Raw genomic sequence first — 18,015 nt, 5'->3', positions numbered from 1 at the left:
TTGTTGGTTGAGGATTTGACCACCGATGGCGGATCAAAGCTGTCATTTGTTGATGCGATCCGCGACACGGGGGCGACATGCGCATGGACAGCCGTTATTTTCTACTACGGCATTTTCCCTGAGACGGAAAAAACACTCGGCGACCACGGCGTTGGCCTAATTAGCCTGTGCACATGGTGGGACGTTTTGGCCGAGGCCAAGGCACAAGGATCATTTGACGCCGCCACATTGGCCGAAGTCGAGAAATTCCTGAACGCGCCGCGCGAATGGCAAGAGGCGAACAAGACATCCTAAGAGCAAAAGGATAGATCGAAAGAATGGCCGCGCTCACCCGAGTGCGGCTTTTGCATTTGAACACTTGGACTTAGCGCATATATGCGCTCCACGCGCCGAGTTATCCACAAAACATACATTTTGAAACCGCGCGCGTAGACCGTTAAGACACGTCAACGCCGCGACACCTGCGAGTCGCGCAGTCACGAGATTTGGGGTAGTTACGATGGACGATTACGCGGATATGGATCGGGGCGAGCCAAGCCCGATGGATCAAGGCGCACCAAGTCCCACACCACAAACAGATGCCCCCGCCAAAGGGGCGATCATATCCTCCTATGCGGGCGCCGTCCCCCACAACATCGAGGCCGAACAACAGTTGCTTGGTGCGCTTTTGACCAACAACGAGGTCTACGACAAAATCGCGTCGATCATCACCAACGAACATTTTTACGATCCGGTGCACCGCGATATTTTTGACAAAGCGGCCGAACGTATTTCGAAAAACATGCTCGCCTCTCCCGTAACGCTCAAGGCGTATATGGAAGACCACGAAGGATTGCGTGAACTGGGCGGGCCGTCCTATTTGGCCAAACTCGCCGCATCCGCGATCTCGACCTATGCGGTGCGCGACTATGCGCAACTGATTTACGATCTGTTCTTGCGCCGCCAGTTGATCGAGCTTGGCCATGAGATCGCGGGGGCCGCCACATCAGGCAGCGATACGCGTGACCCGACAGAGCAAATCGTCGCCGCCGAGCAGCGCCTGTATTCACTGGCCGAACAAGGCAAAAGTGATACAGGGTTCCAGTCGTTTCTCTCTGCGGTCACTGAGGCCGTTCAATCCGCCAACACTGCGTATGAACGCGGGGGCGGCATGGCCGGCATTGCCACGCAACTCGCTGATCTTGATCGCAAAATGGGCGGATTGCACAAGTCCGACTTGATCATTTTGGCGGGGCGCCCATCGATGGGGAAAACCTCGCTGGCCACCAACATCGCCTACAACGTGGCCAAGACCTACAAAAAGGGCACGCTCCATGACGGCACGATTGGTGCGGTCGAGGGCGGCGTTGTCGGCTTTTACTCGCTTGAGATGAGCGCCGAACAGTTGGCCGCGCGCATTTTGGCCGAAGCCTCCGAAATTTCGTCGCACAAAATCCGTCAGGGGGACATGACGGAGGATGAATTCCGCCGCTTTGTCGACGCCGCAAAGACGCTTGAATCCTGCCCGCTGTACATCGACGACACGCCTGCCCTACCCATCTCGCAATTGGCGGCGCGCGCGCGGCGCTTGCAACGGACGCACGGGCTTGACGTGTTGATCGTCGACTACTTGCAACTGGTCCGCGGCACCGCCGCGACCCAAGGCAACCGCGTGCAAGAAATCGGTGAGATTTCGATGGGCCTCAAAGCGATTGCAAAGGAACTCAACGTTCCCGTCATCGCGCTATCGCAGTTATCGCGGATGGTTGAAAGCCGTGAGGATAAACGCCCGCAGCTCTCTGACCTTCGTGAATCCGGCTCGATCGAGCAAGACGCGGATGTGGTGATGTTCGTGTTCCGTGAGGAGTATTATATCGAGCGCGAAAAGCCGTCCGATGATGATCCGAATTTTGCCGAATGGCAGGACAAAATGAACCGGCTGTACGGCAAGGCCGAGGTTATTTTGGGCAAGCAACGCCACGGCCCGATTGGATCGGTGGGTCTCAGTTTCGAGGCGGAGTTTACCCGTTTTGGCAACCTCGCACAGCCATGGCAAGAACGTCCCGACGAGTATTAAACTCCACACAAAGCGCAGCAGTTTCTAACCTGGGCGATTTTGGCTTGCGTCAGACCGTGAGCGGCGTCAAAACACACCCCCATGGGTACATCTGTTTTACATATCGATCTGAATGCGCTGCGCGACAACTGGCGCGCCCTTGACGCGCTATCTGCGCCACATGTCGAAACCGCGGCCGTGGTCAAGGCCAACGGATACGGCATAGGGGCGGCCAAAGCCGCACGCGCCTTGCAAAAGGCGGGCGTGAAGACCTTTTTTGTCGCCGCTGTCGAAGAGGGCGTGACGGTACGAGAGGCCCTTGGCCCTGACCCTGAAGTATGCATTTTTAGCGGGCATATGGCGGGTGATACCGATACGATCGCTAATATGAACCTGACGCCGATGCTCAATTCGCTTGAGCAAACCACGCGCCATTTTGAGGCCCTTGCGGGTCATCCGTTCGGCATTCAGCTGGACAGTGGTATGAACCGCCTCGGGATGGAACCCGCCGAATGGGACGCGATAAAAGAGATCGTGATACAGGCGGGGCCGCGCCTTGTTATGAGCCATCTGGCCTGTGCCGATGAGCCTGATCATCCGATGAACGCCCAACAACTGGCCTGCTTTAAGGATATGACTGACGGGCTGCCTGTGCGGCGTGCATTGTCGGCCACGGGCGGTATTCTACTCGGGGCAGACTACCATTTCGACCTCGTGCGACCCGGAATTGGGCTTTATGGCGGCTTGCCATTCGAGGACGCCAAACCCGTTGTGCGCGTTGAATGCCCCGTGATCCAAATCCGCGATGTGGCGACAGGCGAAACCGCAGGTTACGGCAATTCATGGACAGCCGAGCGCCCCTCACGGATCGCAACAATTGCCGCAGGGTATGCCGATGGCATTTTGCGGGCAATTTCCAACAATGCCGTTTTGTTTGAGGGCGACACCCCGTGCCCCCTTGTTGGTCGCGTCTCGATGGATTTGATCACCGTGGATGTGACCCACTTGCCCCACGCCCCTCGCACGCTCGACCTGATATGTGCACATCAAACCGTGGACGAATTGGCACTCAATGCGGACACCATCGGCTATGAAATCCTGACGTCCCTCGGCGGGCGGTATGCGCGGCGTTACATCGGATGAACCTGTCTTTGATCACACGGCCTTTGGCGGGTCTGGGTGCGGGTGTTTTGGGCGCGTTGGCTCTCATCGGGCGGGTCACGTTGTTTGCCCTCTCAACTGCGCGTCACATTGTCACTCCGCCGTTTTATACCCGCGAGTTTTTGCATGCGCTGCTTAACATCGGCTATCTGTCGCTGCCTGTGGTGGGTCTAACCGCGTTCTTCACGGGTGGCGCATTGGCGTTGCAAATCTATGCAGGTGGTTCACGTTTTTCTGCCGAAGCGGTGGTGCCGCAAATTGTGGCCATCGGTATGGTGCGTGAACTTGGCCCTGTGCTTGTCGGTCTTATGGTTGCCGCACGTGTCACGGCATCTGTGGCCGCCGAAATAGCGACAATGAAAGTGACCGAACAGATCGACGCGCTTGTCACCCTGTCCACGCACCCGATGAAATACCTCACCGCACCGCGCGTTTTGGCGGGGCTGTTGACTGTGCCTATATTGGTCGGCGTGGGTGATATTATCGGCATCTTTGGCGGCTGGCTGGTTGCGACGAAATCCCTCGACTTCAACGCGGTCACCTATCTGCGCAACACCATCGACTTTCTGGAAATGCCCGACATCGTGTCCTCGCTCGTCAAAGGCTCGGTTTTTGGCGGCATCGCCACGTTGATGGGCTGTTATTTCGGAATGGAATCGGGACGCGGCGCGCAGGGCGTTGGCCAAGCAACAAAGTCGTCCGTTGTCGCCGCCGCGGTTCTCATTCTGGCTGCAAACTTTCTCCTCACACAGGCGTTCTTTTCAGTATGATAGAGTTAGAGAATGTCCATAAATCCTTTGGCTCCAAACAGATTTTGCGTGGGGTCAACCTATCAGTGCATAAGGGCGAAAGCCTTGTGATTATTGGCGGCTCGGGCACGGGCAAGTCGGTGACGCTCAAATGCGTTCTTGGCCTCATTCAACCCGATCAGGGCATCATTCGTGTCAACGGTGAGGATGTGACGAAAACAGGCGACAGAGATGCGTTTTTAGCCCGATTTGGGATGCTATTTCAGGGGGCAGCCCTGTTTGACAGTATGCCCGTTTGGCAAAACGTCGCATTTCGCTTGCTGCGCGGGTCGCTCAAACGGCCCAAGGATGAGGCAAAAGAGATCGCGATTGAAAAGCTGCGGCGTGTTGGCCTCACACCCGATGTCGCAGAGTTGTTTCCCGCCGAATTGTCGGGCGGCATGCAAAAGCGTGTGGGCCTTGCCCGCGCCATTGCAACCGATCCCGCAATCATTTTTTTCGATGAACCAACCACGGGCCTTGATCCGATCATGGCGGGCGTGATCAACGACTTGATCCGCGAGATCGTGGAAGAGATGGGCGCTACGGCGATGACCATCACGCATGATATGACCTCGGTGCGCGCCATTGCCGATAAGGTTGCCATGTTGCACGCGGGAAAGATCCGGTGGTGTGGCCCTGTCTCGCAGATGGATACAGCCGACGATCCATATCTGCATCAATTCATCACAGGGTCAGCTGACGGCCCGATCGAAACTGTGCGCTAAGTCACGCGGTGACATTGTAGGGGCCTTTCGGGGGCCACGGCGGCTCTTTGTTTCCAACTTGGAAACAAAGGTTGGATTCATCTCATACCATTGACTTAATAGCACAAAACACGCCGATTCAGCCGTTGATTTGTCGCAGATTCTCAACGAAAATTAACCCTGTTTGGTTTTAGGGGTAACGAGAATGTCGGATGTACAGCCGAGCGGCGATTGGGAAACCGGTCCACTGCTTCAGCATATTTTTCAAACAATGACGATGTGGGGCGTGATCGCGGCGGCGGTGGTGGCATGGGGCGCAGTTATTGCATCCGCAACGCAGCTTTGGCCATGGATCGGTCTCGACATGCGGTTCGGCTCAGACACCGTTTTTGATGCGGGGCCGTACGTGCAAACTGGGCTCGCGATCTTGCTCACCGCGCTATGTACCTACCTGCCAAGTGTGGGGCGGATGCTCTCACTTGAACGATCACACCGCAGGTTTTCTGTGACGATGGACGATGTTGTGCGCGCCTATCAGATCAGTCACCGCTCGGATCGTGGGCGCGCTTTTGCTCTGTCGTCCGAATTTGACTCTGTGCGTGAACGCCTGTTGCACATGCGCGATCATCCAGACCTGTCGCGGTTGGAACCCGAGGTCTTGGAACTGGCAGCTCAGATGTCACACACGACACGGGATTTTGCCGATTTGTATTCTGATGAACGCCTTGAGCGGGCGCGGGCCTTTCTCAAAGAGCGCCAACACGAACTCAACGCGTTTCAAGAAAAACTCACCATGGCGCTGTCGGTCACCCAAGAGTTGCGGCGCTGGCAGGATGACGTCGAGGCGTCCGAACGCGAAGCCAATCGCCAAATGGACGTGTTGGAAAAAGATCTGCGCGAGATTCTCCCTTCGCTTGGGTACGAATTGGATGATCCCGCAACCCTGACCGACGATGATCACAAGGTTGTCCCCCTCCAAGGCGCAACAAGCACCTCCAAAGAACGCTAAACCTGATATGCGGGCTTGAACTGGCGCGTCTCAAACGGCATCTGGAGAGGATGTCACCCCTTCGCCTCGCCAACCTGTCGCTTTTGATTGCCTTCCCCATCGCGTGGGGGGCGCCGCTGTTGCGCGCGGGGTTTCTCCCTGTGTTTGGATTGTCGGAAATCTCGGTCCTGTCTGGCGTTGCAAGCCTTTGGCAAACGGACATCCTGCTTGCCCTTGTTGTGATCGTCCTTGCCATGGTCGCTCCCATCGCCAAGGTTCTCACACTGGAGGGCGTACTCTCGAACCGCCTTCCGGCACGGATAAAGCCGTGGCTGTTTCATCTGGGCCGCCTTGCCATGGCAGATGTATTTTTAATCGCGATCTACATCACAGTGGCCAAAGGCATCGGCATTGGCCGTCTCGAAGTGGCGTGGGGGATGTATCTGTTTACGGCTTGCGTTGTGACCTCACTGGCTCTGAGTCTGATCCCCGCACGAAAGCAGACTTGAAGCAGGGCGACTTGCGCGGGTAGAACAACACAACCAACTCGAACGATCGACGCGTATCCACAGGAGCCGACATGGCCAAAGCCCAAAAGAATTACGTGTGCAGTAAATGCGCCGCAGTCACGACAAAATGGTCAGGGCGCTGTGATGAATGTGGCGAGTGGAACACCATCACCGAAGAAAAGCCGCTCTCGACATCTGGCCCGACCAAGAAAAGTTTGGGCGGGATGCGCGGCAAGCCTGTGCCGCTGACCGATCTGTCCACCAAAGACGCGCCTCCGCCGCGCACCTCCTCGGGCATCGCCGAATTGGACCGCGTTTTGGGCGGCGGTCTGGTCCCTGCCTCGGCCATTTTGGTGGGCGGTGATCCGGGCATCGGAAAATCCACACTCCTACTGCAAGCGGCGGCACAATTCGCGCTTGAAGGCCTCAAGGTCATTTATGTCTCGGGTGAGGAATCCGCCGCCCAAGTGCGGATGCGCGCACAACGTCTTGGCCTTGGGGGCGCGCCCGTCAAACTGGCCGCAGAGACCAATTTACGCGATATTTTGACCACGATGGAGGCCGAAGAGCCGGACTTGGTCATCATCGACTCCATCCAAACCATGTGGGCAGACAATGTAGAAAGCGCCCCAGGGTCGGTGAGCCAAGTGCGCGCCGCAGCCCACGAATTGACGACATTTGCCAAAACGCGCGGCGTTTCTGTGATCCTTGTCGGGCATGTCACCAAAGACGGGCAACTCGCGGGGCCGCGCGTGGTCGAACACATGGTTGATACCGTTTTGTATTTCGAGGGCGAGCGCGGGCACCATTTCCGCCTATTGCGGGCCGTCAAAAACCGCTTTGGCCCCTCCAACGAGATTGGCGTATTCGAGATGACGGGTGACGGGTTGCGCGAGGTCAAAAACCCCTCCGCGCTGTTTTTATCCGAGCGCGATGAACCCGCCCCGGGATCGGTGGTCTTCGCGGGCATCGAGGGCACGCGCCCCGTGTTGGTCGAATTCCAAGCCCTCGTCGCCCCCTCGCCGCACGCCCAAGCGCGGCGCACCGTTGTGGGATGGGACGGGGGCCGTTTGGCGATGATCCTCGCCGTCTTGGAAAGCCGGTGTTCAATTCCGTTTGCGGGGCTGGATGTCTATCTCAATGTGGCGGGCGGCATGAAAGTGTCCGAACCCGCCGCTGATCTGGCGGTTGCCACGGCGTTGCTTTCAGCGCGCGAAGATGTCGCCGTCCCAAAGGATTGTGTGGTATTCGGGGAACTTTCGCTATCGGGTAGCCTCAGACCCGTCAACCAAACCGAAAACAGGTTGAAAGAAGCCAAAAAACTTGGTTTTTCATCCGCAATCCTCCCTGCGCGCTCGAAAGCCGCAGAAAAGAGCGGTATGAGCCTGAGACAAATGACCGATTTGGTCAATTTCGTCGGGGAAGTGTTCGGCGCGGGGTAACTGCCGCCGGTGTAATTGTAGGGCGCGCCTGTGTAGCGCTCCAAGACTGCTCCAATTGGAGCCAAATAAGGATCGGGACGGCATGGAAGGCTTTACACTCATCGACGGGATCGTCGCACTGGTGATCATCGTGTCCGCGCTTTTGGCCTATTCGCGCGGGTTCGTCCGCGAGGGTATGGCAATTGCGGGTTGGGTGGTTGCGGCAATATTGGGCTATGCGCTCGGCCCCAAGGCCGTGCCATTGGTGTCCGAAGTGCCTGTTCTGGGCGATTACATCCGAGACAGCTGTGAGTTGTCGACCCTTACGGGCTTTTTCGCCGTGTTTGCGGTGGCGCTTATCATTGTGTCGATCTTTACGCCGCTGTTTTCCTCCGTCATCCAACGCTCGGCATTGGGCGGAATTGATCAGGGGCTTGGGTTCTTGTTCGGGGTCATCCGTGGCATCATTTTGGTTGCCATTGCATTGGTCATCGTGGACCGCGTCACCACCGGTGATCCGATTGAAATGTTGGAAAACTCGCGCACATCCAAGGTTTTTGCCCGTTCGCAAGAGCGCCTTGAAAGCAGCTTACCCAATGATGCCCCGGGTTGGATTACTCAACGCTATGAGAGCCTTGTCAGCACCTGTTCCGAGTAATCTCTCATTGAGATCTGAAATTTTAGGGCGGCCCGCTTGAATAGCGCGGCCGCCCTTTCCATATGAGGTTGAGATGCATGTAAATTAAATTAACATAAATAGTATTAGGATACCCTCCTCATGGCCAACACCCCGTTTTTCTGGAGCTTGATTAGCCGCAAATACATCGCCGCCCCGATTGCCAACGAAGAAGTCTACCAAGACAAGCTTACGCGGACCCGCAATGTGCTACGCCCAGAGTGGACAATGCTCGAAATCGGATGCGGATCAGGCAACACCGCCTTGGCCCATGCGCCCTACGTGTCACAGATCACCGCGTGTGATTTTAGCGCGCCGATGCTGGACCATGGGCGCACCCGCGCGGCAAACGAAGGTGTCGACAACGTCGAATTCATCCAAGCCGCCTTCGCCGATCTCGCGACTGATCCGACCTATGACGCCGTGTTGATGCTCTCGGTCATCCATCTGATTCCCGATTGGAAAGCCGCCATTCGCAAGGCGGCTCAATTAACACGGGCGGGTGGCGTGTTTGTCTCGTCCACCGTTACGATCGACACAATGCCCAAAAAGATGCGCGCCATCATGGCGGTGGTCAATGCCCTGCCCGTTTTGCCAAACATTGCCCGTATCACCCGCGCGGATTTGATTGCCGAGCTTGAATCAAACGGATTGGTGATTGAGGACAATTGGCAGCAAGAGGGTCACGATTCCGTTTTTGTCATCGCGCGCAAACCCGCATAGGTGACGCCAAGTCAAAAAACACGCCGTTTGCGGCAAAGATTTGTGATCCTTTCGTGACACTGGTCGCGGAAGTCCGTAAAGGAGGTGCCAAACGCACCCCCTTTGGATTCGGAGCCTGTAGCCCATGCGCCAGATGCCCCCCGCAACCCCGTTTGATGATGACAAGCTGAAAGAGGAGTGCGGCGTTTTTGGCGTTGTCGGCGTAGCCGATGCGGCCAACTTCATCGCTCTTGGCCTTCACGCTCTACAACACCGTGGACAAGAAGCCGGCGGAATTGTCACCTACGATGCCGAGGCAGGATTTCAATCCGCCCGCCGCTTTGGCTACGTACGCGACAACTTCACCTCACAAAAGGTCATGGAAACCCTGCCCGGTGAGATCGGCATTGGTCACGTGCGCTATTCCACCGCAGGATCAAAAGGCAATACCGCGATCCGCGATGTGCAACCGTTCTTTGGCGAGTTTGCCATGGGCGGGGCGGCGATTGCCCATAATGGCAACATCACCAACGCCGATGCGCTGCGCCGCGAACTGATCCAGGCCGGGTCTATCTTTCAATCCTCCTCGGATTCCGAATGTATCATCCACCTGATGGCGCGCTCGTTGCAACGCAACATCCCCGAGCGGATGAAAGACGCGCTGCGCCGTGTCGAAGGCGCGTTCTCGGTTGTCGCCATGACCCGCACCAAATTGGTCGGCGTGCGTGATCCGCGCGGTGTGCGTCCGCTTGTGCTGGGTAAGGTTGGCGAAAACGGCTATGCGCTCTCGTCCGAGACCTGTGCGCTTGACATCATTGGCGCCGAATTTGTCCGTGAGATTGAACCGGGTGAAATGGTTGTGATCTCCGAGGGCCAAGTGGTCAGTTCCAAACCGTTTGAACAAATGGCCTCGCGCTTTTGCATCTTTGAACACGTGTACTTTTCACGCCCCGACAGTATTTTGGGTGGTCGTTCCGTGTATGAAACCCGCCGTCAAATCGGTGTGGAACTGGCGCGCGAAGCTCCTGTTGAGGCCGATCTCGTGTGTCCCGTTCCCGACAGTGGCACCCCCGCCGCCATCGGGTTTTCGCATGAAAGCGGCATTCCCTACGGCATGGGTATCATCCGCAACCAATATATGGGCCGCACGTTCATCGAGCCGTCCGAGCAGATCCGCAACATGGGCGTGCGCCTCAAACTCAACGTTAACCGCGCCTTGATCCGTGGCAAACGTATCATCCTTGTCGACGACAGCGTGGTGCGCGGCACAACATCGCAAAAGATCAAGGACATGCTACTTGATGCGGGCGCTGCCGAAGTTCACTTTCGCATCGCCTCCCCGCCAACCATGTGGCCGTGTTTTTACGGTGTTGACACGCCCGACCGTGACAAGCTTTTGGCCGCCCACATGAGCATCGAGCAAATGCGGGCACACCTCGGCGTTGATAGCCTGCAATTCATTACACTGGATGGCCTATACCGTGCCGCTGGCGTGGCCGAAGGTCGTGATGCGACTGCGCCGCGCTACTGCGATGCGTGTTTCTCGGGCGAGTATCCTGTGGTGCCAACAGATATGATTGCCAAGGGCTTCAAACTCAAAGACGCGGCTGAATAAGTGGCGTCTGTTCTCGATCTGGATCCACGGTGGCGCGCGCTGATGGCGCAAGGCGGGGTGATTGATATCGGGTTCGATCATCCATCCGACTGGCCACATGACACGCGCGGCGATGCTGCGTTTGTCAAAGCGGGCGACGATCAACTGACCGCGGAACTATGTCGTCTTGGTACAGACCGCTTTGTGCGCGCCACGGTGATGTTGCCGGTCCGCGGCTCGGACGAGGCCGTGGGAATTGCCCTTTGGGCGCAGGTGCCGCCCGACACATTTTACGCCTATCTCGACACGTTTGAGGGCGGCCCCGCCCCTGAGACCAGTGTTGCTACATTGGCCAATGATCTTCCGCCCATCGCGACCCCAGACGCCGCACTGACATTGGCATTTGGCGATGACAACACGCGCCCAAGTGCGGCGATTGAGGGTGGGCCCACCGACATCTCCCTAGACGATCTGATTGCGCTATATGAGGCCACGGGCACGCTTGCGCACGGGGCATTAAAAAGCGGCGGATGAGCGCAGCGCGCCCTTCCCCACTTGACCCGACTTGATTTCAGCGCCATCACTCCGTCCATGACAGATCAAACCAAAATAGCACTTGTCACAGGCGCGTCACGCGGCCTTGGGTTCCACCTCGCAGAGGCCTTGGCCCCCCATTATCACATTGTCGCTGTGGCCAAGACCACAGGCGCGCTCGAAGAGCTTGATGATCGGATCAAGGCCAAGGGTGGGCAAGCAACGCTTGCGCCAATGGATGTGACCAATGTCGACGCCATGGCGCATCTGTGTCGCGGTATTTATGATCGCTGGGGCCACCTTGATCTTTGGGCGCACACGGCCGTGTATGCCCAACTGTTATCGCCGGCCGATCACATGGACCCCAAAGATTTTGATCGCACGATGAACACCAACGTTATGGCAACGGGAAAACTGATCCCGATGATTGCGCCGTTGTTGAACATGGGCGAGACGCGCGCAGATGCTCTCTTTTTCGATGACGCGCACGCAGGCGAGAAATTCTACGGCGCATATGGCGCGTCCAAAGCCGCACAGATTGCGATGGCACGCAGCTGGCATGCCGAGACAAAAGACAGCACAAAAGCGCCCCGCGTTCACGTCCTGACCCCTGCGCCGATGCCAACAGCCACGCGCGCACGTTTCTATCCCGGTGAGGCAAAGGACGGTTTAGCGCACCCCAAAGACGAGGCGGCCCGCCTGCTCAAAGAGGCCGGCATACTGTAATCACAACTTGCACATTTCGAACAAAAGGCGCGCCAAAACCAATTGGCGCGCCTTTTGTTTTGGACATATCGAACATTTCAAAGCGGCGCGAACAGATCCACGCGGTATCCATCGGCGTCCATAACTGTAGCGTAACGTTGCCCCCAAAACGCATCCCACGGTGCGACCAAGACGGTGAAGCCCGCCGCCGCAATTGCCGCCGCGTGTGCGTCGACATCGGCAGGGCTATCACACAGCATCGCAAAAGACGCATGATTGGGCGCGCGCGGCGGCTCTCCCGTCAGCTTTTCCATCAATGCGGCACTGTCGATCATCAGGCGTGGCGCCCCATCGTCGCGCACGGGTTCCACGTGGTCCTCGGACACAAACGCGCCCGTCCCCTCAAAATCAAACCCCAAGAGCGTGTAGAACACTTTGGCGCGCTCTATATCGCGAGCGCTCACCGCCACAGCGTCTAAAACAGGCTTTCCCATAGGATTCTCCTTATAAAAACAGGGTGCGGCTTGCCGCGATTCGAAGCCTGCTTTATGGAGGGAGCAACAGCAAGGAAAAGGCAGGCGGTCCATGCGCATTCTCATCACCAACGACGACGGCATCAATGCACCAGGTTTGGTCACACTCGAGGCCATCGCCGCCGAACTGGCGGGCCCTGAGGGGGAGATCTGGGTCGTTGCCCCCGCGTTCGAGCAATCGGGCGTGGCGCACTGTATTTCCTACACCCACCCGACGATGATTTCGCAAATGGGCGAACGCCGTTGGGCCGCGGAAGGCTCGCCCGCCGACTGTGTGCTGGCTGGCCTGCACGATATCATGCCGCAGCAGCCTGACCTTGTGTTGTCTGGCGTGAACCGTGGCAACAACGCGGGCGAAAACGTCATGTATTCGGGCACCATTGGCGGTGCGATGGAGGCCGCGCTCAAAGGCATAAAGGCGATTGCCCTATCCCAGTTTTTCGGGCCTGAAAACGCAGGTCTCGACAATCCGTTCGAGAGTGCTGCAGCACATGGCGCTGGCGTCATTCGTCAATTGTTAGATCACGCGGATTGGGGTGAAACCGACGATTACGCGCTGTTTTACAACGTTAATTTTCCGCCCCTGCCCGCCGATCAAACTGGTGGCATGATGGCGACACGTCAGGGCAAACGCCCCACATCCGGCTTTGGCATAGAGGCGCAGACCTCCCCCACAGGGCGCAGGTTCCTTTGGGTGCGCGGCTCTGAGCAAGCCGTTGAAACGGGCGCGGGCACAGATGTGTCCGCCAATCTCGCCGGCGCAATCTCCGTCACTCCGATGCGCGCCGATCTCAGCGATCATTCCGCCGTGGCTGGACTGGCAAAGGCGCTCGCAAAATGATGGACGCCGAGGCGCAAATGCAATTCCTCTACACGCTCAGATCAAAGGGCGTCACGGACACACGCACCCTTACTGCGATGGAAAAGGTCGATCGCGGCCTGTTCGTCAAAGGGTTGTTCGCCGAGCGCGTCTATGAGGATATGCCACTGCCCATTGCGTGTGGCCAAACCATTTCGCAACCCTCCGTGGTCGGCCTGATGACACAAGCGCTCAACGTGCAGCCCCGCGACAAGGTGCTCGAGGTTGGCACGGGCAGCGGATACCAAGCGGCAGTACTAAGCCAACTGGCGCGGCGCGTCTACACGGTGGACCGTCACGCCCGTTTGGTCCGTGAGGCACAAAGCGCATTCGATGCCATGGGCCTCGTCAATATCACCGCCTTTACCGCTGATGGCAGCTACGGCCTACCCGACCAAGCACCGTTTGATCGCATTATCGTGACCGCAGCGGCCGAAGACCCGCCCGGCCCCCTCTTGGCGCAATTGAAAACGGGCGGTATCATGGTGGTGCCCGTGGGCCAATCCGATGCGGTTCAAAGCCTGATAAAAGTCACACGTACGCCAAACGGGTTCGATTACGATGAACTGCGCGCCGTACGCTTCGTTCCCTTGTTGGAGGGAATTGGTCAAGAGTAGTGCCCCACCAAGAGGGCAAGAGGGCGATGACGCCCCACACATATGAGGACGACAGAGCAATGACGATGACCTTCCCCCGCGCCCTTCTTGCAGGATGCGCTTTGATAGCGCTCAGCGCGTGCCAAAAGCCGCTGGATTTCGATCTGCGCGGCTTGGCTGATGGATTTAACACCGCTGAGGCGGCAAGTGAGGCGCGCACCGCCGCGCGCCCCGCGACGGATGCAAAAGGCATCATTTCCTACCCCAATTACCAAGTCGCAATTGCCAAAAAAGGCGATAGCATCACCGATATCGCCGCCCGCACGGGCCTGCCTGCGGATGAACTTGCGCGTTACAACGGTATCTCCGACAGCTCGGTTTTGCGTCAGGGCGAAGTGATCGCACTGCCCCGCCGCGTCGATGTACCGACCGCAACAACGCAATCGGGCACCATTGCGTCAGGTGAGCGCATCGATATCACGACCTTGGCCAACGATGCGTTGAATGACGCGGGCACACAGGCACAAGCGACGACGACCCCGACCGCCACCACGACACCAGTCAATTCCTCCAACCCCGTTGAGGGCATGGAACCCGTCCGTCACCAAGTGATGCGGGGCGAAACCGCCTATTCCATTGCGCGCAAATACGGTGTTTCTGTGCGCGCCTTGTCCGACTGGAATGGTCTCGGCTCGGACCTCGCGGTGCAAGAGGGTCGCTATCTGTTGATCCCTGTGAAGGCCGCAGGCAATACGCCCGTAGAGCAGCCGACAACCACGACACAACCCGGTCAAGGCACCTCGACGCCGACACCGCCCTCCGCTGCGGCCCCCTTGCCAGACCCCGAAGAGGCAAAGCCCGTGGCCGCCGCACCGCCCAAACCCACCACCGACCTTGGCGCGACACAAACCACGACATCCGAAATGGCCAAACCCGTTTCTGGCGCCATCATCCGTGACTATGACAAGGCCAAGTCGAAATTTGTTCTGTTCTCCGCGCCTTCGGGCACATCGGTGAAAGCCGCAAAAGACGGCACAGTCAAACTGATTTCGACTAACGCCGATGGCGTGAAAATCATGGTCGTGGACCATGGCGATGGGTTGCAAACGGCCTATAGCTTCATCGATAATATCGCCGTGAAAAAGGGCGATAGCGTAAAGCGTGGCCAAGCCATCGCGAAAGTCACCGCCAACGAGTTCAATGCGCTTCAGTTCATGGTGTTCAAAGGCACGCAAACGGTCGATCCGTCTCCTTACATGAACTGATCCACCTGAAAACCGCCCTAGAATGCAAAACGCGCGCCCTTAGAGATATGGGCGCGCGTTTTTATATCGTACGAATTGCGATGAATTATCAGACCTTTACACCTTTGCGTCCTGCAAGATCGATAAAGAATTGCCATGCAACACGGCCTGATCGCGACCCGCGTGTGGCTTGCCATTCAATGGCTTCGGCTCTGAGCGTTGCATCATCAATCTCAACGCCATTGGCATCGCAATAGCCACGGATCATCGCCAAATAATCGTCCTGATCACACGGATGAAAGCCGAGCCAGAGACCGAAACGATCCGACAACGACACCTTTTCCTCGACCGCTTCGGAGGGGTTTATCCCCGATGAGCGTTCGTTCTCAATCATATCGCGTGGCATCAGGTGGCGACGATTTGAGGTCGCGTAAAACAGCACATTCTCGGGCCGCCCCTCTATGCCACCATCAAGCACCGCTTTGAGCGATTTGTAGTGCTGATCATCATGGCTGAACGACAAATCATCACAAAATAGTAAAAACCTATGATCGGACCCGCGCAGCAAATTCAACAGACGCCCAACGGAGGGCAAATCTTCGCGCTGCATTTCGACGATTTTGAGCGGCGTCCCTTCGGCGTTGATTGCGGCGTGCACGGCCTTGGTCAAAGACGACTTTCCCATCCCGCGCGCGCCCCAAAGCAACGCGTTATTGGCGGCAAAGCCACGCGCAAACTGACGCGTGTTCTCTAACAACGTGTCACGGGATCGATTGATGCCAACAAGCATGCCAATATCGACGCGCGAGACGCGCTCAACCGGAACCAATGCATCGGGCTCTGTGTGCCAGACAAAGGCATCCGCGCCATGAAAATCCGGAGCCGACAGTGGCGCCGGCGCCATGCGTTCAAGGGCTGCGGCGATACGCTTGAGGCTTTTCTTACCCATCACTTAACATCCTCATCGTCTTCGTCGAACTCGGCGAAAATATCATCTTCGTCCTCATCAAGAAGCCCCTGCTCACGCAGACTATCGTTGCGCTTTTTCTCGACACGCGCGACGAGGAAGATGGAGATCTCATAGAGGCCATACACCACCACAAACAAAATCAGCTGCGTTGTGACATCGGGCGGCGTGACCAAAGCGGCGACAACCAAAATGCCGACAACAGCGTATTTACGCGTACTGCGCAGGCCGTGGGCGGTCGCCAATCCGGCCTTGCCCATCAGGGTCAAAAGCACAGGCAACTGAAAACACAGGCCAAAGGCCACGATCATTTTCAACGTGATATCAAGGCTTTCATTGACCTTACCGTTGAATACGATGTCGATGCCTGTGTCGCGCGAGGCCGCAGCTGCATCGCCAGAGTTGGCAACCAACGCGCCCAAGAAAGACGGCAGATCGGCAAAACCCAAAAAGAACGCCATGGCGAGGGGCACCACGATGAAATGCGCAAAAGACGCCCCCGCCAGAAACAACGCAGGCGAGGCAATCAAGAATGGCAAGAAGGCGTTTTTTTCATTGCGGTACAGACCCGGTGCCACAAACCGCCACAATTGATAGGCGATAACAGGAAACGACACCAACAAACCGCCGACCATCGAAATCCGGATCAACGTGAAAAAGTACTCTTGCGGCGCGGTATATTGCATCACAGGATTTGCATTGCCGAGCGACCGCATGGTGTTTTCAATCGGCACCAGCAGAAAATCGAGCACATGGCCGCCGACCGTAAACACGATAATCATCCCGACAATAAACGCCATAACCGCATTGATCAGGCGCTTTCGCAACTCAGCAAGATGCTCGATCAGGGGCGCGCTGCTATCCTCAATATCTGAATCGGATGTGGTGTCGGTCTGGCTCATGCATCACCCGTTTTTGTCTTGGCAGTCTTTGTTGCCGCTTTTGGCCTAGCTTTTTGGGGCGCCGTTTTTTTGACGGCGGGCTTTTTGGCCGGCGCTTTGGCTGCTGTTTTGGTCGCAGCTTTAGGCTTGGCAGACGTCACCGCCGCCTTTGGAGCAACCGTGGCTGCGGGCGCGTCATCCTTACCGTTCGCCAGTGCAGCTGCGGCTGCGGCGTCTTTGGCCTCTTTGGCGCGGCGTGCCGTTGCAGACTTTGCGGTGGCGTCCGAAATCACCTTGGCCATTTTCGCGCGTTCGGGGTCTAACTCTCCCGTTTTGGGCGTGGTGGCTGGGTTGGCGATTTTCTCCATTGGATCCCATTTATCAAACTCATCCGCCGCCTCGTTGAGTTTATCAAGGCCAAATTTCTTTGGATTGGCAGCGCCTTTCAAGGCGTTACTCGCCTCTTTGATCCCAGCCTCATCCGCGGCAGATTCCATTGCGGAGGAAAACTCGCGCGCCATGGATTTCGCACGCGCCGTGAACCGGCCAAGCGTTCGGAACATACCGGGGAGGTCTTTTGGACCAACCACGATCAACGCCACGATGCCGATCACAAGAAGTTCGGACATGCCGATATCTAACATGAGAAACGCCTTTCAAAAACGCGTGCAACAGCGACCTGTGCCGCTCTCACTCAACCAAAAGCCAAAGAGATCAGGCGGGTCGTTAGACCTTGTCTTTTTCTTCCTCGGGGCTGACGTCTTTGGCCACTTTGGCGGCTTCTTCTTCGATCTCTTTGGTGCCTTCAGAGACGCCTTTTTTGAACGAGGTGATGCCTTTGCCGACTTCGCCCATCAGACCGGAAATTTTGCCACGGCCAAACAGGACCAGAACCACGACAGCGATAAGTAGAAGGCCGGGAAGGCCGATGTTGTTGAGCATGTTGTCTCTCCCGTAGAAAGGGGCACGGTGCGCGCCCGAATAACTTGTGGAGACAAGGATTAGGCTGCGCGATGCGGCGTGAAAAGCGAAAACCACCACAAACCGCCCCCCTGCACAACATTGGCGCGCCAAAACGGGGTGGAAAAATACTACTGACAGGTTTATGTCAGTTA

21 protein-coding genes are annotated in these 18,015 nt (G+C 57.2%); 16 read left to right on the top strand and 5 right to left on the bottom strand.

The annotated features are described in order from the left end of the window. The 13 genes from ACTG34_RS09360 to ACTG34_RS09300 form a co-directional block, all read left to right on the top strand. Positions 1 to 294 (top strand): orotate phosphoribosyltransferase (locus ACTG34_RS09360; RefSeq protein ID WP_439104664.1); only part of this gene is annotated, 294 nt, incomplete at its 5' end. Between the two features lie 247 nt (positions 295 to 541). Continuing rightward, the gene (locus tag ACTG34_RS09355; RefSeq protein ID WP_439104670.1) at positions 542 to 2,056 is read left to right on the top strand and encodes a replicative DNA helicase; all 1,515 of its coding nucleotides are present in this window, start codon (positions 542 to 544) and stop codon (positions 2,054 to 2,056) included. 81 nt (positions 2,057 to 2,137) lie between these two features. Further along, positions 2,138 to 3,178 carry an alanine racemase gene (gene alr / locus ACTG34_RS09350; protein WP_439104663.1) on the top strand — a complete coding sequence of 347 codons (1,041 nt, stop codon included), beginning with the start codon at positions 2,138 to 2,140 and terminating at the stop codon, positions 3,176 to 3,178. Then, positions 3,175 to 3,966: an MlaE family ABC transporter permease gene (locus ACTG34_RS09345; protein ID WP_439104662.1), complete on the top strand. Its 792-nt coding sequence runs from the start codon at positions 3,175 to 3,177 to the stop codon at positions 3,964 to 3,966. Before alr ends, ACTG34_RS09345 begins: the two co-directional genes overlap by 4 nt. Further along, positions 3,963 to 4,712 (top strand): ABC transporter ATP-binding protein, encoded by a 750-nt coding sequence (locus ACTG34_RS09340; RefSeq protein ID WP_439104661.1) that lies wholly within the window; start codon positions 3,963 to 3,965, stop codon positions 4,710 to 4,712. The genes ACTG34_RS09345 and ACTG34_RS09340 overlap by 4 nt, the downstream gene beginning before the upstream one ends. 184 nt (positions 4,713 to 4,896) lie before the next feature. Continuing rightward, positions 4,897 to 5,700, top strand: a complete 804-nt coding sequence (locus tag ACTG34_RS09335) for a DNA repair protein (protein ID WP_439104659.1) — start codon at positions 4,897 to 4,899, stop codon at positions 5,698 to 5,700. A gap of 50 nt (positions 5,701 to 5,750) precedes the next feature. Next, positions 5,751 to 6,188 (top strand): paraquat-inducible protein A, encoded by a 438-nt coding sequence (locus ACTG34_RS09330; RefSeq protein ID WP_439104658.1) that lies wholly within the window; start codon positions 5,751 to 5,753, stop codon positions 6,186 to 6,188. Positions 6,189 to 6,259: 71 nt separating this feature from the next. Then, the gene (gene radA / locus ACTG34_RS09325; protein ID WP_439104657.1) at positions 6,260 to 7,630 is read left to right on the top strand and encodes a DNA repair protein RadA; all 1,371 of its coding nucleotides are present in this window, start codon (positions 6,260 to 6,262) and stop codon (positions 7,628 to 7,630) included. A gap of 82 nt (positions 7,631 to 7,712) precedes the next feature. After that, the gene (locus ACTG34_RS09320) at positions 7,713 to 8,267 is read left to right on the top strand and encodes a CvpA family protein (RefSeq protein ID WP_439104656.1); all 555 of its coding nucleotides are present in this window, start codon (positions 7,713 to 7,715) and stop codon (positions 8,265 to 8,267) included. A gap of 120 nt (positions 8,268 to 8,387) precedes the next feature. Beyond that, the gene (locus ACTG34_RS09315; RefSeq protein WP_439104655.1) at positions 8,388 to 9,008 is read left to right on the top strand and encodes a class I SAM-dependent methyltransferase; all 621 of its coding nucleotides are present in this window, start codon (positions 8,388 to 8,390) and stop codon (positions 9,006 to 9,008) included. Positions 9,009 to 9,132: 124 nt separating this feature from the next. Continuing rightward, entirely contained in the window at positions 9,133 to 10,602 is a 1,470-nt protein-coding gene (gene purF / locus ACTG34_RS09310) for an amidophosphoribosyltransferase (protein WP_439104654.1), read from the top strand. Continuing rightward, positions 10,603 to 11,115: a DUF2199 domain-containing protein gene (locus ACTG34_RS09305; RefSeq protein ID WP_439104653.1), complete on the top strand. Its 513-nt coding sequence runs from the start codon at positions 10,603 to 10,605 to the stop codon at positions 11,113 to 11,115. It abuts the gene before it with no gap. Between the two features lie 57 nt (positions 11,116 to 11,172). After that, positions 11,173 to 11,841: an SDR family NAD(P)-dependent oxidoreductase gene (locus tag ACTG34_RS09300; RefSeq protein WP_439104652.1), complete on the top strand. Its 669-nt coding sequence runs from the start codon at positions 11,173 to 11,175 to the stop codon at positions 11,839 to 11,841. Positions 11,842 to 11,918: 77 nt separating this feature from the next. On the opposite strand, the gene ACTG34_RS09295 is transcribed toward ACTG34_RS09300, so the two are convergent. Next, positions 11,919 to 12,314, bottom strand: a complete 396-nt coding sequence (locus ACTG34_RS09295; RefSeq protein ID WP_439104650.1) for a VOC family protein — start codon at positions 12,312 to 12,314, stop codon at positions 11,919 to 11,921. Positions 12,315 to 12,405: 91 nt separating this feature from the next. Between ACTG34_RS09295 and surE the strand changes: the two genes are divergently transcribed. Genes surE through ACTG34_RS09280 form a run of 3 tightly spaced genes read left to right on the top strand, consistent with a single transcriptional unit; the run spans position 12,406 to position 15,073 of the window. After that, entirely contained in the window at positions 12,406 to 13,194 is a 789-nt protein-coding gene (gene surE, locus ACTG34_RS09290) for a 5'/3'-nucleotidase SurE (RefSeq protein ID WP_439104649.1), read from the top strand. Next, the gene (locus ACTG34_RS09285; RefSeq protein ID WP_062219267.1) at positions 13,191 to 13,829 is read left to right on the top strand and encodes a protein-L-isoaspartate(D-aspartate) O-methyltransferase; all 639 of its coding nucleotides are present in this window, start codon (positions 13,191 to 13,193) and stop codon (positions 13,827 to 13,829) included. The genes surE and ACTG34_RS09285 overlap by 4 nt, the downstream gene beginning before the upstream one ends. Before the next feature lie 26 nt (positions 13,830 to 13,855). Continuing rightward, entirely contained in the window at positions 13,856 to 15,073 is a 1,218-nt protein-coding gene (locus tag ACTG34_RS09280) for a LysM peptidoglycan-binding domain-containing protein (RefSeq protein WP_439104648.1), read from the top strand. Between the two features lie 88 nt (positions 15,074 to 15,161). On the opposite strand, the gene ACTG34_RS09275 is transcribed toward ACTG34_RS09280, so the two are convergent. The 4 genes from ACTG34_RS09275 to ACTG34_RS09260 all read right to left on the bottom strand — a co-directional run bounded on the left by ACTG34_RS09275 (position 15,162) and on the right by ACTG34_RS09260 (position 17,842). Beyond that, positions 15,162 to 16,001, bottom strand: a complete 840-nt coding sequence (locus ACTG34_RS09275; protein WP_439104647.1) for an ATP-binding protein — start codon at positions 15,999 to 16,001, stop codon at positions 15,162 to 15,164. Then, entirely contained in the window at positions 16,001 to 16,921 is a 921-nt protein-coding gene (gene tatC, locus ACTG34_RS09270) for a twin-arginine translocase subunit TatC (protein WP_439104646.1), read from the bottom strand. Before tatC ends, ACTG34_RS09275 begins: the two co-directional genes overlap by 1 nt. Next, positions 16,918 to 17,544 (bottom strand): Sec-independent protein translocase protein TatB, encoded by a 627-nt coding sequence (gene tatB, locus ACTG34_RS09265; RefSeq protein WP_439104645.1) that lies wholly within the window; start codon positions 17,542 to 17,544, stop codon positions 16,918 to 16,920. The genes tatC and tatB overlap by 4 nt, the downstream gene beginning before the upstream one ends. A gap of 82 nt (positions 17,545 to 17,626) precedes the next feature. Beyond that, a complete protein-coding gene (locus ACTG34_RS09260; protein ID WP_062219277.1) occupies positions 17,627 to 17,842 on the bottom strand; it encodes a twin-arginine translocase TatA/TatE family subunit in 216 nt (71 codons plus the stop codon). Between the last annotated feature and the right edge of the window lie 173 nt (positions 17,843 to 18,015).

It is taken from the genome of Celeribacter marinus (genome assembly GCF_965656515.1).
Classification (GTDB): domain Bacteria; phylum Pseudomonadota; class Alphaproteobacteria; order Rhodobacterales; family Rhodobacteraceae; genus Celeribacter; species Celeribacter marinus_D.
This window is presented reverse-complemented; position numbering and strand designations above follow the sequence as displayed.

Coding starts and splice junctions, on each gene's coding strand:
- ACTG34_RS09355 (WP_439104670.1), top strand. CDS start 542: ATGGATCAAGGCGCACCAAGTCCCACACCACAAACAGATGCCCCCGCC.
- alr (WP_439104663.1), top strand. CDS start 2,138: ATGGGTACATCTGTTTTACATATCGATCTGAATGCGCTGCGCGACAAC.
- ACTG34_RS09345 (WP_439104662.1), top strand. CDS start 3,175: ATGAACCTGTCTTTGATCACACGGCCTTTGGCGGGTCTGGGTGCGGGT.
- ACTG34_RS09340 (WP_439104661.1), top strand. CDS start 3,963: ATGATAGAGTTAGAGAATGTCCATAAATCCTTTGGCTCCAAACAGATT.
- ACTG34_RS09335 (WP_439104659.1), top strand. CDS start 4,897: ATGTCGGATGTACAGCCGAGCGGCGATTGGGAAACCGGTCCACTGCTT.
- ACTG34_RS09330 (WP_439104658.1), top strand. CDS start 5,751: ATGTCACCCCTTCGCCTCGCCAACCTGTCGCTTTTGATTGCCTTCCCC.
- radA (WP_439104657.1), top strand. CDS start 6,260: ATGGCCAAAGCCCAAAAGAATTACGTGTGCAGTAAATGCGCCGCAGTC.
- ACTG34_RS09320 (WP_439104656.1), top strand. CDS start 7,713: ATGGAAGGCTTTACACTCATCGACGGGATCGTCGCACTGGTGATCATC.
- ACTG34_RS09315 (WP_439104655.1), top strand. CDS start 8,388: ATGGCCAACACCCCGTTTTTCTGGAGCTTGATTAGCCGCAAATACATC.
- purF (WP_439104654.1), top strand. CDS start 9,133: ATGCGCCAGATGCCCCCCGCAACCCCGTTTGATGATGACAAGCTGAAA.
- ACTG34_RS09300 (WP_439104652.1), top strand. CDS start 11,173: ATGACAGATCAAACCAAAATAGCACTTGTCACAGGCGCGTCACGCGGC.
- ACTG34_RS09295 (WP_439104650.1), bottom strand. CDS start 12,314: ATGGGAAAGCCTGTTTTAGACGCTGTGGCGGTGAGCGCTCGCGATATA.
- surE (WP_439104649.1), top strand. CDS start 12,406: ATGCGCATTCTCATCACCAACGACGACGGCATCAATGCACCAGGTTTG.
- ACTG34_RS09285 (WP_062219267.1), top strand. CDS start 13,191: ATGATGGACGCCGAGGCGCAAATGCAATTCCTCTACACGCTCAGATCA.
- ACTG34_RS09280 (WP_439104648.1), top strand. CDS start 13,856: ATGACGCCCCACACATATGAGGACGACAGAGCAATGACGATGACCTTC.
- ACTG34_RS09275 (WP_439104647.1), bottom strand. CDS start 16,001: ATGGGTAAGAAAAGCCTCAAGCGTATCGCCGCAGCCCTTGAACGCATG.
- tatC (WP_439104646.1), bottom strand. CDS start 16,921: ATGAGCCAGACCGACACCACATCCGATTCAGATATTGAGGATAGCAGC.
- tatB (WP_439104645.1), bottom strand. CDS start 17,544: ATGTTAGATATCGGCATGTCCGAACTTCTTGTGATCGGCATCGTGGCG.
- ACTG34_RS09260 (WP_062219277.1), bottom strand. CDS start 17,842: ATGCTCAACAACATCGGCCTTCCCGGCCTTCTACTTATCGCTGTCGTG.